The sequence below is a fragment of the Caballeronia sp. AZ10_KS36 genome (genome assembly GCF_023631105.1).
In the GTDB taxonomy this organism is placed as follows: domain Bacteria; phylum Pseudomonadota; class Gammaproteobacteria; order Burkholderiales; family Burkholderiaceae; genus Caballeronia.
In genome coordinates this window covers 91,663-105,801 of sequence record NZ_JALQDQ010000001.1, presented here as the reverse complement: position 1 = coordinate 105,801, position 14,139 = coordinate 91,663, and the positions used below count along the sequence as shown (strand labels likewise).

The window sequence follows — 14,139 nt, the reverse complement described above, 5'->3', positions numbered from 1 at the left end:
GCCGCAATCAGATACGGTGCCGATCGATGGCGTGCGTTGGAAGTCGCAGACGTTGAATTGGACGCATAAGCGCGCGATTTCGCTGAAAGCGATAGCAGTTCGCCGGGCATTGCGCGAAAGAACGGTGCCCCGTTGTTTTCTCTGGCATCGCACGACGACAGTGGCGCAACTTCCTTGCTGAAGCCGATATGCCGTGTCGACCGCCGCAATCAGATACGCGTGTCGATCGACCGATGGCGTGCTAAGGAAATGGCAGACGTTTCGAAGGGGCAGGATCAGCGCGCGGGGCTTGCGGGCGTTGCGCGAGAGAGCGGTCCTCCGTTGCTGTCCCCGACATCGCACGACGACGATGGCGCAACTTCATCGCTGACAGTCGGTCTTCCGCAATCCAATACGCGTGTCGAACAACCGATGATGTGGCAGGAAACTGAATGCCGGGGGCGGCATCCCGCCGCCGACGCCCAAGCTCAATAAAGCGCCCCAGCCACCCGCCCCACTTGCGCGATACCCGCATCGAAGATGCGCAAGAAGAACGGCATCAGATTAGGCAACATGAGTTGCAAGAGCAACAAGCCCACGAGCATCGTGACCGGAAACCCAACCTGAAAAATCCCGATCTGCGGCGCGGCCCGGTTCAGAATGCCCAGCGCCAGATTCGAGATGAGCAGCGCCGCCACGATAGGCAGCGAAAGCAGCAGTCCCGTGCCGAAGATACTGGTGCCGTAGCCGACAAGCACCCGCCAGCCCTGCGCATGCGATGCCGCCGCCACCACGTTCGCCTGGATCGGCACGTTCTGGAACGTCGTCACGAGCGCGCTGATCAATTGCAGATGGCCGTCGAAGACGAGAAACGCGAGCATCGCAAGCGTGTTCAGATAGCGCGAGATGACCACCGCATTGCCGCCCTCGCGCGGATCGTAAAGCATGGCGAAGCCGAGGCCCATTTGCTGGCCGATGAACTCGCCCGCGGCATCGACGGCGGCGAATGCAATCTGCATCGTCATTCCGATGGCCGCGCCGATCAGAAACTGATTGACGATGATCCATATGCCGGCCGCCGAGAACACCGTCGTTTGCGGCATCGCGGGCAAAGTCGGCGCGACGATCAGCGTGATGAACGCGCCGAGCGCAATCTTCACGCGCACCGGTATGGCCATGTGGCTCAGCACCGGCGCGGTGGCGAGGAGCGCGAGAATGCGCACGAACGGCCACAGAAACGCGGTGAGCCAGCCGTTCAGTTGCGCGTAGGTGACGGAGAACATCGAACGCTTTAGCCGGTGATCGCGGGCGTGATCGTGAAGACGTGGCGCATGTAGTCGAGCAGCGTCGATAGCATCCACGGACCGGCGATCACCAGCGTCACGGCGACCGCGATCAGCTTCGGAATGAACGAGAGCGTCGATTCGTTGATCTGCGTGGCCGCCTGAAACAGGCTCACGACGAGACCCACGACGAGCGCGACCAGCAGCAACGGCGCGGCGAGCAACAGCGCGACGACCATCGCCTGATGCGCCATCGTCATGACGGATTCGGGTGTCATGCGCGTCTCCTTACGATACGAAACTTTGAGCCAGCGAGCCGATGAGCAACTGCCAGCCATCGACGAGCACGAACAGCATCAGCTTGAAAGGCAGCGCGATGGTCGTGGGCGACACCATCATCATGCCCATCGACATCAGCACGCTCGCCACCACCATGTCGATGATGAGAAACGGAATGAAGATCGTGAAGCCGATTTGAAAACCGGTCTTCAGCTCGCTCGTGATGAACGACGGCACGAGCAGCGAAAGCGGCACGTCTTCCGGGCCGTTCATCGGCGGAGCCTTGGAAATGCGGGCGAAGAGCGCAAGGTCCGATTCGCGCGTCTGCTTCAGCATGAACTGCTTAAAGGGCGCGACGCCGCGCGTCATGGCCTGATCCATCGCGATCTGGCCTTCGGAGAAGGGCTTGTATGCGTCGTTGTAGGCGCGGTCGAGCACCGGCGACATCACGAAGAACGAAAGAAAGAGCGCGAGGCCGACGAGCACCTGGTTCGGCGGTGTGTTGGACGTGCCGAGCGCCTGGCGCAACAGCGACAGCACGATGATGATGCGCGTGAAGCTCGTCATCATCAGGACCATCGCGGGCAGGAACGAGAGCATCGTCAGCAGCAGCATCGTCTGCACGCTGAGCGAATACGTCGTGCCGCCGTTGGGGCCGGGGCTCGTGTTGAACGCGGGCAAACCCGCCGTGCTTTGCGCGAGTGCCGCGAGCGGCGACAGCGCGATGACGACCGGAAGCGCGAGCTTCACGCCCCGGACAATGTGACGACCGACCTGCATTACTTGCTCCCGCCGACGAACTGCAACAGACGCTTGATTGCGTCGCCAAGCCGCTGACTCTGAAAAATGACGAATGTGATAGCCATGATGTCCTGCCTCTTTCGATGGCATGAATTGTTGACTATCCCGGCCGCAAACGATGGCGCGAACAGAAGGGCAATTCGGCGCTAACTCGTTCTATTGCGAGAGCGCGTCGCCTAAAGCAAATCGGGCGTGGCCCTCGCGGAGCACGCCCGATGAATCGGCTGAACGAACAGGCTTTACTTGCCCGTACTGACGAACTTCTGAAGCCGCTTGTTCGCTTCGCCGGCGAGTGCATCGCGAAAGCGCTGGCCGAACGAGCCCGGCAACGTTTGCGCGGGCGATCCCGCAACGCCGGCCGGCACTTCGGCTTCGGCGGAACCGGCGGGCATCGTGTGAAGCAGCCGCACGTTGCCGGGGCCTGCGCCGAGCACGAGCCACGTATCGCCGACCTCGACCACTGCCACGCGCTCCTTGTTGCCGAGCGATGCGCCGCCCACCACCTTGACGAGCCCGCTGCGCTTGCCGCCCTGATACCCGAACTTGCGGGCGAGCCATGCGCAGCCGAACACGAAGCCGATGACGACGGCGAGCCCCAGCAGCGTTTGCAGCACCGCGCCGAAGCCGAGCGACGGCACCGCGCTGCCCGCGCCGACGCCCGAGGCGATCTGCGCGGCGTGATTCACGGCGTTCATGTCGGCTGCATGGGCGAAGATCGGCGCGGCCAACACGACAACGGTGGCGAGGCGTTTCATCGATTCAGCTTCCGGATACGTTCGGACGGCGTGATGATGTCCGTCAGGCGAATGCCGAACTTGTCGTTCACGACCACCACTTCACCCTGCGCGATCAGACAGCCGTTCACGAGCACGTCCATCGGCTCGCCTGCGAGGCCGTCCAGTTCCACGACCGAGCCCTGCGCCAGTTGCAGCAGGTTGCGGATCGCGATCTTCGTGCGCCCGAGTTCCACCGTCATCTGCACGGGGATATCGAGAATCATGTCGATGTCGTTGCGCGTCGAGGGCGCCGCGGCCTTCGAAAGCGGCTGAAACACGCCCGCCGATGCGACCGGCGCTTCGTTGCCGTTCTGCTCGGCAAGGGCGCTCGCCCAATCGTCCATCGAGAGTTCTTCGTCTTTCATGTCGGTCGCGCCGGGCTGGGTGCCTTCCTGCATCAGATCACTCATAACTACCTTCCTTCGTCGAATCGCTGGCGCTGCTGATCATGTTCTGGACACGCAGCGCATATTGACCATTGAAAATTCCGTAACCGCATTCCATCACCGGCACGCCGTCCACCTTGGCGACCACGTGCTCGGGAATGTCGATCGGCAAGACATCGCCCGCGCGCATGTTGAGCAGCTTCGCGAACGACGAGCGGATCTCGGCGAGCTCCACCGTCAGCTCGACTTCCGCCGACTGCACCTGCTGCGACAGCACGCGCACCCAGCGGCGGTCCACTTCGAGCGCCTCGCCCTGAATCGGCGAGGAGAGCACATCGCGGATCGGCTCGATCATCGAGTACGGGAAGCAGATGTGCAGCGTGCCGCCAATCGAACCGAACTCGATGGTGAACTGCGTCACGATGACGATTTCGTTCGGCGTCGCGACGTTGGCGAACTGCGTGTGCATCTCCGAGCGCATGTATTCGAACTGGAGCGGGCGCACGCTGCGCCATGACGCCGCGTAGTGCTCGAACACGAGGTTCAGCAGCTTGTGAATGATGCGCTGCTCGGTCTGCGTGAACTCGCGCCCTTCGACGCGCGTATGAAACCGCCCGTCGCCGCCGAAGAGGTTATCCACGACGAAGAACACGAGGTTCGGATCGAACACGAACAGCGACGTGCCGCGCAGAGGCTTCACATGGACCAGGTTCAGGTTGGTCGGGATCGGCAGATTGCGCGTGAATTCGCTGTACTTCTGCACCTTCACCGGGCCGACGGAGATTTCCGCCGAACGCCGCATGAAGTTGAAGATGCCCACGCGCATGAGGCGCGCGAAGCGGTCGTTGATGATTTCGAGGCCGGGCATCCGGCCGCGGACGATGCGTTCCTGCGTCGCAATGTTGTAGGGACGGACGCCGGCTGGCTTGTTTTCGTCGGAGACCTGGTCGATCTCGCCGGTGACGCCCTTGAGGAGGGCATCGACCTCCTCTTGCGACATGAACTCTTCGTGGCCCATGACTCTCTCGTTCCTTGGTTGGGTGCCGGGCGCTTACTGAACGACGAATTCAGTAAAGAGCACTTCCTGGATGTGGGCCGGCTGTTCGGGCGTGCTGGCGGCGGCTTCTACGGTTGCGCGCAGTTCGTCTGCGAGCTTGCGTTTGCCGTCGATGCCGGCGAGGTCGTCCGGATGCTTGGCGGAGAGCAGCAGCAGGATGCGGCTGCGGATTTCCGGCATGCGTTCGGTGAGCGCGGCTTGGCCTTTCTCGTCCTTGAGCTTGAGCGTGAGACCGACGCGCAGGTAATGCATGATGCCGTCGTCGGCTTGCAGGTTGACTGTCAGCGACTCGAGCGGGAAGAACACGGGCGGCGGCAGCGGCGCGGGCTTCGCGGGGCCGTGCGCGGACTTGCCGAGCATGAAGTAGGCGCCGCCGGCGCCTGCCCCGAGCAGGACGATCGCCCCGATGGCGATGATCAGAATGCGCTTGAGCTTGCCGCTCTTCGCGGGAACGATGGGTTGCTGGTTTGCAGTAGTGGTAGCCATGAATGCGTGCCTCTTTCGATAGGTTGAATTGTTCGCTATCGCGGCTTGTCGTGATGGGTCGAACAGAGGGGGTTTTTGGTGCCTTTTTGGGGTTCTCGGGCGGGGGCGGGCTTTTGCGGTCGCCCGTTCCGCGAGAGTGCCGTTCGCGGTCTTTGCGCCGTAACGGTTGGGGCGCTCGTTCTTACTTTCTTTCTTTGTTCGTGAAACTTGTATTCGCGTCGGTCTATTTTCGTTGGTGAAACTTGTATCCGTGTCGGTCTATTAGCGTTGCCCCTCCCCGGGGCGGGGGTGCGGACCTACGCAGTAACGCTCGGTGCGGTCTTTCTTTCGGTCGTGAAACTTGTTTTCGCGTCGGTCTATTAGCGTTGCCCCTCCCCGGGGCGGGGGTCACTTTCTTTGCTGCTGCAAAGAAAGTAACCAAAGAAAGCAGCTTTTCTCTGGCCCGCAGCAGCGAGAGCGTGGTCACTCCGCAGAAAAGCATTGGCACTCAGCTTGAAGCAACCCTGAATCACCCTCCACGCCCACTGAACACCACGTCCTCCGAGCCCCTTGGCTCGATAAAACCAACAGGACACAACGGCTCTGCCCGGAAGTAGACACATCGCGAGTCAAGCCAAGGCAAGCCCGAGCAAGCCAAGCCAAGCAGAGCCAAGCCAACGCAAGCCCGAGCAAGCCAAGCCAAGCCAAGCCAAGCCAAGCCAAGCCAAGCCAAGCAGAGCGTAGCCGAGCCAATTCAAACCAAATCACGCCAAGTCGAGTCAAGCCAAGTCACAAACCAAGTCAGGGGAGCCGAGCCAATCAACGGCGTCCAACCGATGTGCAAGAAAAGCATCGTCATTAGCGACGGGCGCGGGCACAGGCGCCGCCGCCATGGCGCCGCGTCCTCGCTGGACTCGGCCCGGCTTGCCGGGCCGTGCCTAAGCCGAAGGTTGGTGGATTAGTGCGAGTGGCAGGAAGTGCCCACTGGTTTTATCGAGCCAAGGGGCTCGGAGGACGTGGTGTTCAGCGGGCGCGGAAGGTGATTCAGGGTTGCTTCAAGCTGAGGGCCAATGCCGTTCTGCGAAGTGATCACGCTCTTACTGCTGCGGGCCAGAAAAAAGCTGCTTTCTTTGGTTACTTTCTTTGCAGCAGCAAAGAAAGTGACCCCCGCCCCGGGGAGGGGCAACGCTAATAGACCGACACGAAAGCAAGTTTCACGAACGAAAAAAAGAGCGGTGCAACGCCATCGACCGAAGCCGAACCAACCAACGCCCAGCGAGAAACAAAAGCCCTTAAGCAAAAGTATCCACAAGCCCCACAGTCCGCCGCACGACCGCAGCAACGCCCCCGCCAGCGGCCTCGAGACCGCCACCGCCACCACCCCGCCCTCCGCGAGACGAAGAAGAACCCCCGCCCTGACCATCCCCCTGCGACTGGCGCGCAAACGCCGACCCATCCGACACACTGGTACTGCCGAGACTAATGCCATTGGCCTCCATCGCCTCGCGAAGCTTCGGCATGGCGGCTTCCACCGCCTCACGCACCTGCGCATGCTGCGACACGAACAGCGCGTGCGCATGATTGTCGGCGACCTGAAGCGTCACCTGCAGCGGCCCGAGATCCTTCGGATTCAGCGTCAGTTCGGCGCTCTGCTGATCCGACTTCGACACGAACACGACCTTCTGGCTGAACGCATCGTCCCAGCCGGATGCGCTCACGTGCGGCGCAATCGCCGCGCTCGTCGCCGATGTCATCGCGCCTTGCGGGCTCGATACGCCCGAGTTCGCCGATGCCGCCTGCAACGCCACCGCATGCGCCGCCGCATCGGCAGACTGCTTGTACGCGGCGCTCGCGCCATCACCGGCCGGCGTCAGCGCATCCTGCGCCGTGGCAAGCGCGGCGGCGTTCGTCTGCGTCGCGCTCGCGGCGGCATTCTTCGCATCGCCCGATGCGCCGTTCGTCAACACGATACCGCGCGCGCCCTTCGCGCCCGCGCCGAGCAAGGCGCCCTGCGTTTCGCCCGTCGTCCCGTCCGTCGCCTTGGCGCCATTCGCCCCATTCGCGCCGCTCGCGGCATTGGCGCCGGCATGCGCAGCCGCAGCTACGGCAGCCGCATTGGCCGGCGCACCGTTCATCGCCGCGAGCGCGGCTTGCAGCGCGTCCTCTGCCGATTTCGCGTCGGTGCTTTTCTTCGCGTCGCCGGCCGCGGATGCGTCGCCGTCCGTCGATGCCGCCGTGACCGCGCCAGTCGCCGCATCGGTGAGGGCGGCGAGGGTCGCGTCGTCGGCATCGGCATTCGCGGGGTCGGCGGCGTCGGCGCGCGCCTTCGCTTCAGCGGCCGCTTTCGCGGCGGTATCGGCTGCATTCGCAGGCTTCGCGCCGGCGTTTGCGCTCGCGGCCGGCTTCGACGCGTCCGCGCCGTCGCTCTTGTCCGCATGCTTCGGCGCGTCGTGCGTCGCGTCGGTCTTGGCGTTCGCATCCGCCGATGTCGACGTCTGCGCGTCATCGCTCTTGCCGGCGTTCGCGCTGTCGTCGGGCTTCGGTGCGTCGTGCACGCTCGACTTGTCGCCGGACGTGAGCGCCTTCGCCGCGAGAGCGTCCGCGTTCGCGCGGTCGGTGATGCCTTGCAGCGTCTGCCCGAACGAAACGCCCGCGCTCGCCGCGCGCTTGGCCGTCGATGCGCTCGACGAGCTCGCGCCCGCAAGCGCGCCGATGGTTGAAACGGAGGGCATATTCGACCTCTGGAATCCTGTAATGAACTACACGCGGCGCTCGCTGCCATGACAGCCGCGCCGCTAAAAATCCGTCAGGCGCGCTCGGCTCGCATGCGCAGCACCTTCGCCGCGTGCTCGTCCGCTTCGCGCTGTTCGACACGCGCCGCTTTGCGCGCGAGAACCGCTTCGCCCCGTGCAGCCAGCACTTCGTAGCTGCCGACCTTCTGCTTCTTGAGCCGCCACTCCGGCTTCGCCGCCTCGATGCGCTGATCCGCCGTCACGAGCAGCATGCGTTGCTGCGCGATGGCCGAATCGAGCGTATCGACGAACGCCTGGAAGTTGCGCAGCGTCTGCGCCGTCGTGCCCTGCTGGGCGGATGCCGTGAAGCGCGCGTGATACTCGTCGCGGTAAGCAACGAGCGATTCGAGCTGTTTCTCGGCTTCGTTGCGTTCCTGCTGCAACTTTCCGAGCTTCTTGGTGGCGGCGTCGAGCTCTTCTTGCGCGAGTTCGATGAGCGTATTGATCGGCAGATTCTTGGACATGACGTGGCGGTTCCTGTGGTCTTCAGGGCTCTACGTGTTCTTATGACGAATGGCTCGAATACTAGTCGAAAAGCTGATGCAACAAATCAAGACTCGGTTCGAAATTTGCCTGCTCACGAAAACCTTGCTGTAAAAACGACTCCATTCGCGGATACAGCGCGATCGCGCGGTCGAGCAGCGCGTCGCGGCCGCTCGAATACGCGCCCACGTTGATGAGGTCGCGGTTGCGCTGGTAGCGCGACAGCATCTGCTTGAAAAGACGCACGCGTTCCAGATGCTTGTCGTCGATGAGCGAAGTCATCGCGCGGCTGATGGACTGCTCGATGTCGATCGCCGGGTAATGCCCCGCCTCCGCCAGCGACCGGTTCAGCACGATATGGCCGTCCAGAATGGCCCGCGCCGAGTCGGCGATCGGGTCTTGCTGGTCGTCGCCTTCGGTCAGCACCGTATAGAACGCCGTAATCGAACCGCCGCCTTCCGGCCCGTTGCCGGTACGCTCGACGAGCGCCGGCAGCTTGGCGAACACCGAAGGCGGATAGCCCTTGGTCGCGGGCGGCTCGCCGATCGCGAGCGCGATCTCGCGCTGCGCCATCGCGTAGCGCGTGAGCGAATCCATCAGCATCAGCACGTGCTTGCCCTGATCGCGGAAATATTCGGCGAGCGAAGTCGTGTACGCGGCGGCCTGCATCCGCAGCACCGGCGACACGTCGGCAGGCGCGGCCACGACGACCGAACGCGCGAGACCGTCCTCGCCCAGAATCTGCTCGATGAACTCCTTCACTTCGCGGCCACGTTCGCCGATCAGCCCGATCACGATCACTTCCGCGCTCGTATAGCGCGCCATCGTGCCGAGCAGCACCGATTTACCGACGCCGGAACCCGCGAAGAGGCCCATGCGCTGGCCGCGCCCGACCGTGAGCAGCGAGTTGATCGCGCGCACGCCCACGTCGAGCACCTTGTGAATCGGCTCGCGGTTCAGCGGATTGATGACGGGCGCGGCGAGCGGCGCATCGACCTTCGCGCCGAGCGGGCCGAGCCCGTCGAGCGGACGGCCGGACGCATCGACCACGCGGCCGAGCATTTCCCAGCCGACCGGCAGACGCTTCGCGCCCGCCATCGGATCGTTGATCGGCGCGCTTTCCAGCGGATAGACGCGCGCGCCGGGCAAGAGGCCGCCCATTTCGGTGGTCGGCATCAGAAAGAGCTTGTCGCCCGCGAAGCCGACGACTTCGGCTTCCGCCGTCGGGATCGCGCTGCCGGGCGGCAGTTCGATCATGCATTCGGAGCCCACGCCCATCTTGAGGCCGACCGCTTCGAGCACGAGGCCGGCGGCGCGCGTGAGCCGCCCGCACGGACGCAGCGGCTTCGCGATGGCGTTGCGCGACTTCATCGCGTCGAGCTTGTCGCGCCACGCGTCGATGTGCGGATTGCCCGCGAGCTTCGCGAGTTCGGCGATGGTGTGCGCGGCGTGCGCATCGGGCGCGGCGTCGCCTGCGGCTTCTTCGCTCGCGAGCGGCCCGAACGACGCCCGCGCGATTTCCTGTTCCAGCGCGGACAGCCCGTCCTGCGTGATGCGATGGTTCACCACGGCTTGTTCCTCCCGAGCGCGGCAGAGACGCGTTCCCAGCGCGACGCGTTGGTCGCGTCGATTTCGCCGGTCGCGGCGTGCGCCTTGCAGCCGCCGCGTTCGATGGCCGGGTCCGGACGCACCGTCCAGCCCGCCGATTCCAGTTCATCCTTCAGATACGAATCGACGATCGGCAAGTCGGCCGGGCTCACGATCAGCGTCGGCGCGCCCGACAGTTCCGGCTCGGCGGCGATCACTTCACGGGCGACTGCGACGAGCGCGGTCGGATCGAGCGCCAGATGCTGACGCACGACCTGCTGCGCGATATCGACAGCCAGCGCGGCCAGCGTTTCGGCGATGGCGGCGTCGGCGGCCTGAAGCGCGGTCTTGAACGCATCGGCGATCTGCGCGAGTTGCGCGGCCTGCGCGAGCGCTTCCTTGCGGCCGTCCTCGAAACCCTTCGCGTGGCCTTGCTCGAAACCCGCCTGATAGCCGAGCGCCTGACCGGCGACGTGCCCCTTGGCGACGCCGTGCGCGTGCGCGTCTTCCTCGATGCGGCGCAGATGCGCTTCGAGCGCCGCCTGTTCCGCCGCGCTGTTATCGACGGTGACGGGATCGAACGACGCCATCTCCCAGCGTTGATACGCGGAGACGGGCGCTTTCTCGCCCCGGTTCTGGGTGGCGGCGTCAGACATACGCGTCCTCCGCCTTGCCGCCTAGCTGAATCTGGCCGTTTTCCGCCAGATTGCGGACGATCTGGAGAATCTTGCGCTGCTGCTGCTCGACTTCCGACACGCGCACCGGACCGCGCGAATCGAGGTCTTCGGCAAGCAGTTCGGCCGCGCGCTGCGACATGTTCGAGAGGAACTTCTGACGCAGCCCGGGCTGCGCGCCCTTCAGCGACACGATCAGCGTTTCGGATTCCACTTCCTTCAGCAGCAACTGGATCGCGCGGTCTTCCAGGTCGAGCAGGTTCTCGAACACGAACATCTGGTCGATGATCTTCTGCGCCAGTTCCGCGTCGTACTCGCGCACGTTCGACAGCACGCCTTCTTCGTGATTGCTCGACATGAAGTTGAGAATCTCCGCCGCCGTGCGGATGCCGCCCATCGGCGCGCGCTTCAGGTTGTCGCTGCCGGAAAGCAGCGTCGTGAGCACGTCGTCGAGTTCGCGCAGCGCGGCGGGCTGAATGCCGTCGAGCGTCGCGATGCGCAGGAGCACGTCGTTGCGCAGGCGGTCGTTCAGGAGCGACACGATTTCCGACGCCTGATCGCGGTCCAGGTGCACGAGAATCGTCGCGATGATCTGCGGATGCTCGTTCTTGATGAGTTCCGCGACCGCGCCCGAGTCCATCCACTTGAGGCCTTCGATACCGCTCGTATCGCTGCCTTGCAGAATGCGGTCGATCAGCGCGCCGGCTTTGTTCTCGCCGAGCGCCTTCGTCAGCACGGAGCGGATGTACTCGCTCGAATCGAGCGACAGCGCCGTGTGCTTCTCGGCTTCCCCGACGAATTCGGTCAGCACGTTGTCGAGCTGCTCGCGCGTCACGTTCTTGAGCGCCGCCATCGTGGCGCCGATCTTCTGCACCTCGCGCGGGGCGAGATACTTGAAAACTTCGGCGGCTTCTTCCTCTCCGATCGACATCAGGAGGAGCGCGGCTTTATTGAGACCTTCAGCGTTCATCGGACACCCAGTTTTTCACGACCGTCGCGACGATTCTCGGGTCCTGGCGCGCGACCATTCGCGCGTAGTCGAGATTTCGATCGAATTTGGCCTTGTTGCTTTCATGGCCGAGGAGGCTGACCTCGGCATCCTTGTCTTCGTCCTGCTTCGCTTCGCCGCTGAGCGTGGGACCGTCGAGCAGCGAGAGTTCGTCGGCTGCGGCAAGCGCGGGCGCTTCTTCCGGCGGCGGCGGGAATGCGCGGCGCATTGCGGGCTTCACCATGCTGAAGTACAGGAACAGCCCGACGATGCCGATACCCACGTACTTCGCGAGCGAGATGCCGCGCGCAATCATGTCCGGCGTGCGCCACCAGGGCACGGCGGGCGTCAGGTCCGAGTCCGACGAGAACGCGCTGTTCACCACGTTGACCGAATCGCCGCGCTTCTCGTCGAAGCCCATCGCGTCCTTCACGAGCTGCTGCACTTGCGCGAGCTTGTCGGCGGCGAGCGGCTTCATCGTGACGTTGCCCTTGGCATCGACCTGGCGCTCGTAGTTGACGACCACTGCCACGGACAGACGCTTGATGCCGCCCGTCGCCTGCTCGTAGTGGCGCACGGTGCGATCCACTTCGTAGTTCGTCGTCGTGTCCTTGCGCAGATTGCTCGGCGCGGAACGCGTGGCGGTCGTGCCCGAGGCGGCGGCGTCGATCGGCGCGGACGCCGGCTGCGGCGGCTGGTTCGACAGCGCGCCCGGCACGCCCGAGGCGCCGCTGCCCGACGTTTCGCTCGATTCGCTCGACTGCTGGCTGCGAATAGCCGTGTTCTGCGGATTGGCGTTCGGGCCGTAGCTTTCGGCGGTCTGTTCGAGCTTCGAGAAGTCGATGTCGGCGCTCACTTGCGAACGCGCATTGCCCGCGCCGAAGAGCGGCGAAAGAATCGCGTCGATGCGCTTTTGCGTGTTGTGCTCGATCTGCTGCACGTACTTCAGTTGCGACGCGTCGAGACCGTTGACGGCGCTCTGGCTCGTGAGCAGGTTGCCGTCCTGATCGGCGATGTTCACGTTCTTGACCGGCATGTCCGGCACGCCCGAGGCCACCATGTGCGCGATCGCGAGCACTTGGCCTTCGTCGAGCACGCGGCCCGGGTAGAGGTTCACCATCACGGAGGCGGTCGGCAATTCCTTGTCGCGCACGAACACGCTCGGCTTCGGAATGGCCAGATGCACGCGCGCCGACTTCACCGACGAAATGGAACCGATGGTGCGCTCCAGCTCGCCTTCGAGCGCGCGCTGGTAGTTGATCTGCTCGGCGAACTGGCTGATGCCGAACTTCTGGTTGTCCATCAGTTCGAAGCCGACCGAGCCGTTTTTCGGCAAGCCCTGGCTCGCGAGACGCAGACGCGTTTCGTGGACCTGCTCGGCCGGCACGAGAATGGCCCCGCCGCCGTCGGACAGCTTGTAGGGAATGTTGCCCTGCTGAAGCGCGGTCACGATCGCGCCGCCGTCGCGATCCGACAGATTGCTGAACAGCACGCGATAGTCCGGCTGGCGCGACCACATCAAGAGGCCGGCGACGACCATCGCCAGAATCGCGACGGCGACGATCAGCGGCACGCGCGGGTTCGAGCGGAACTGCGAAAGCATTGGCACCCGCTGCGCGAAACCGCCGGCGGAAAGGCCCGCGCCCGCTGCGGGCGCACCTGCCGCGCCCGGCTGCGCACCCGCCAGGCCCATTCTGGCGTCGGGCGTGATCAATGAGTTGTTGGGCGTTTCCATTAGCGTCGAGGCTCCGAATCTTGGCTTCTTCCCGCGCCGCAGTGTCGTCCGCGGTAAAGGAAGTCTTTTCACGAGACGGATTATCCGCACTACCTTGCAAGTCGATTCGGTGAATAGAGCGGGGTTTTCCCCGTTCTTCGTACGCTTCGGAACGAGGCCCGCTGCTAATCTTTTTCATACCCGGACGAGCCATTTTTACCGGCCCGTCCGAGCCGGCGAGACGCCGGCATTTCCACGGTCCTGCATCAATTTGCTGTCACACGGAGTCAATATGAACTTTCCGATCAATCCGCTTTCCGCCGCGATGAGCGCCATTCAGTCGATGTCGGCGCAGGCCGCCGGCGGCGCGGGCAGCGCGGCCACGGTGGCGTCCGGCGCGGTGACCGGTCAAAGCGCGGGTTCGGGCGCGGCCACCGCAGGCAGCTTCGCGGACGCGCTGAAGTCGTCCATCGACAAGATCAGCGCCAACCAGACGACCGCGCTCAACGAAGCGCATGCATTCGAAATCGGCGCGCCGAACGTTTCGCTCAACGACGTGATGGTGGACATGCAGAAGGCCAACGTCGGCCTGCAGTTCGGCTTGCAGGTGCGCAACAAGCTCGTGAGCGCCTACAACGACATCATGCAGATCTCCGTCTGACCCCGGCGAGCGCCGCGGACCGCTTCGATCCTGCCTTTACGCGTGGTTTCGCCCTCAAACCCTTGCGCCCTAAAGCTTTTGCGTGTTTCTCCGATAACCCCGTTAGCAGCCCGGCGAACGACGGTTCGCTCGCGAAAGCGAGCCGCGCCTTCGTATTTCAAGCCGGAGCGGACGTTCGCAGGCCGGAATAGAGCCGGCGCAGACGCGGGGACGG

At 64.1% G+C, this 14,139-nt stretch carries 14 protein-coding genes; 1 reads left to right on the top strand and 13 read right to left on the bottom strand.

Going from position 1 to position 14,139, the window contains the following annotated elements; all coding sequences use genetic code 11:
• Positions 1-467: 467 nt before the first annotated feature.
• The 13 genes from fliR to fliF all read right to left on the bottom strand — a co-directional run bounded on the left by fliR (position 468) and on the right by fliF (position 13,285).
• Positions 468-1,262: a flagellar biosynthetic protein FliR gene (gene fliR, locus NCR35_RS00550; RefSeq protein WP_250532598.1), complete on the bottom strand. Its 795-nt coding sequence runs from the start codon at positions 1,260-1,262 to the stop codon at positions 468-470.
• 8 nt (positions 1,263-1,270) lie between these two features.
• Entirely contained in the window at positions 1,271-1,540 is a 270-nt protein-coding gene (gene fliQ / locus NCR35_RS00545; protein WP_175938546.1) for a flagellar biosynthesis protein FliQ, read from the bottom strand.
• Positions 1,541-1,550: 10 nt separating this feature from the next.
• Positions 1,551-2,321 carry a flagellar type III secretion system pore protein FliP gene (fliP, locus tag NCR35_RS00540; RefSeq protein WP_250532597.1) on the bottom strand — a complete coding sequence of 257 codons (771 nt, stop codon included), beginning with the start codon at positions 2,319-2,321 and terminating at the stop codon, positions 1,551-1,553.
• A gap of 260 nt (positions 2,322-2,581) precedes the next feature.
• A complete protein-coding gene (gene fliO, locus NCR35_RS00535) occupies positions 2,582-3,097 on the bottom strand; it encodes a flagellar biosynthetic protein FliO (protein ID WP_244847480.1) in 516 nt (171 codons plus the stop codon).
• The gene (gene fliN, locus NCR35_RS00530) at positions 3,094-3,528 is read right to left on the bottom strand and encodes a flagellar motor switch protein FliN (protein ID WP_175938540.1); all 435 of its coding nucleotides are present in this window, start codon (positions 3,526-3,528) and stop codon (positions 3,094-3,096) included. The genes fliO and fliN overlap by 4 nt, the downstream gene beginning before the upstream one ends.
• Positions 3,521-4,522 carry a flagellar motor switch protein FliM gene (fliM, locus tag NCR35_RS00525; RefSeq protein ID WP_244847479.1) on the bottom strand — a complete coding sequence of 334 codons (1,002 nt, stop codon included), beginning with the start codon at positions 4,520-4,522 and terminating at the stop codon, positions 3,521-3,523. The genes fliN and fliM overlap by 8 nt, the downstream gene beginning before the upstream one ends.
• 33 nt (positions 4,523-4,555) lie before the next feature.
• Complete coding sequence (gene fliL / locus NCR35_RS00520; RefSeq protein ID WP_250532596.1) at positions 4,556-5,047, bottom strand: flagellar basal body-associated protein FliL; 492 nt, start codon at positions 5,045-5,047, stop codon at positions 4,556-4,558.
• Positions 5,048-6,318: 1,271 nt separating this feature from the next.
• Positions 6,319-7,758, bottom strand: a complete 1,440-nt coding sequence (locus NCR35_RS00515) for a flagellar hook-length control protein FliK (protein WP_250532595.1) — start codon at positions 7,756-7,758, stop codon at positions 6,319-6,321.
• Between the two features lie 74 nt (positions 7,759-7,832).
• Positions 7,833-8,282, bottom strand: a complete 450-nt coding sequence (fliJ, locus tag NCR35_RS00510; RefSeq protein WP_175938533.1) for a flagellar export protein FliJ — start codon at positions 8,280-8,282, stop codon at positions 7,833-7,835.
• A 61-nt stretch (positions 8,283-8,343) separates the two neighbouring features.
• A complete protein-coding gene (gene fliI, locus NCR35_RS00505) occupies positions 8,344-9,870 on the bottom strand; it encodes a flagellar protein export ATPase FliI (protein ID WP_206467219.1) in 1,527 nt (508 codons plus the stop codon).
• Positions 9,864-10,544 (bottom strand): flagellar assembly protein FliH, encoded by a 681-nt coding sequence (gene fliH / locus NCR35_RS00500; protein WP_244847471.1) that lies wholly within the window; start codon positions 10,542-10,544, stop codon positions 9,864-9,866. Before fliH ends, fliI begins: the two co-directional genes overlap by 7 nt.
• Entirely contained in the window at positions 10,537-11,532 is a 996-nt protein-coding gene (gene fliG, locus NCR35_RS00495; RefSeq protein ID WP_175938527.1) for a flagellar motor switch protein FliG, read from the bottom strand. Before fliG ends, fliH begins: the two co-directional genes overlap by 8 nt.
• Entirely contained in the window at positions 11,522-13,285 is a 1,764-nt protein-coding gene (gene fliF / locus NCR35_RS00490; protein ID WP_250532594.1) for a flagellar basal-body MS-ring/collar protein FliF, read from the bottom strand. The genes fliG and fliF overlap by 11 nt, the downstream gene beginning before the upstream one ends.
• A 271-nt stretch (positions 13,286-13,556) precedes the next feature.
• Between fliF and fliE the strand changes: the two genes are divergently transcribed.
• On the top strand, positions 13,557-13,925 hold the full coding sequence (gene fliE, locus NCR35_RS00485; protein WP_175938523.1) for a flagellar hook-basal body complex protein FliE: 369 nt from the start codon (positions 13,557-13,559) through the stop codon (positions 13,923-13,925).
• Positions 13,926-14,139: the final 214 nt, after the last annotated feature.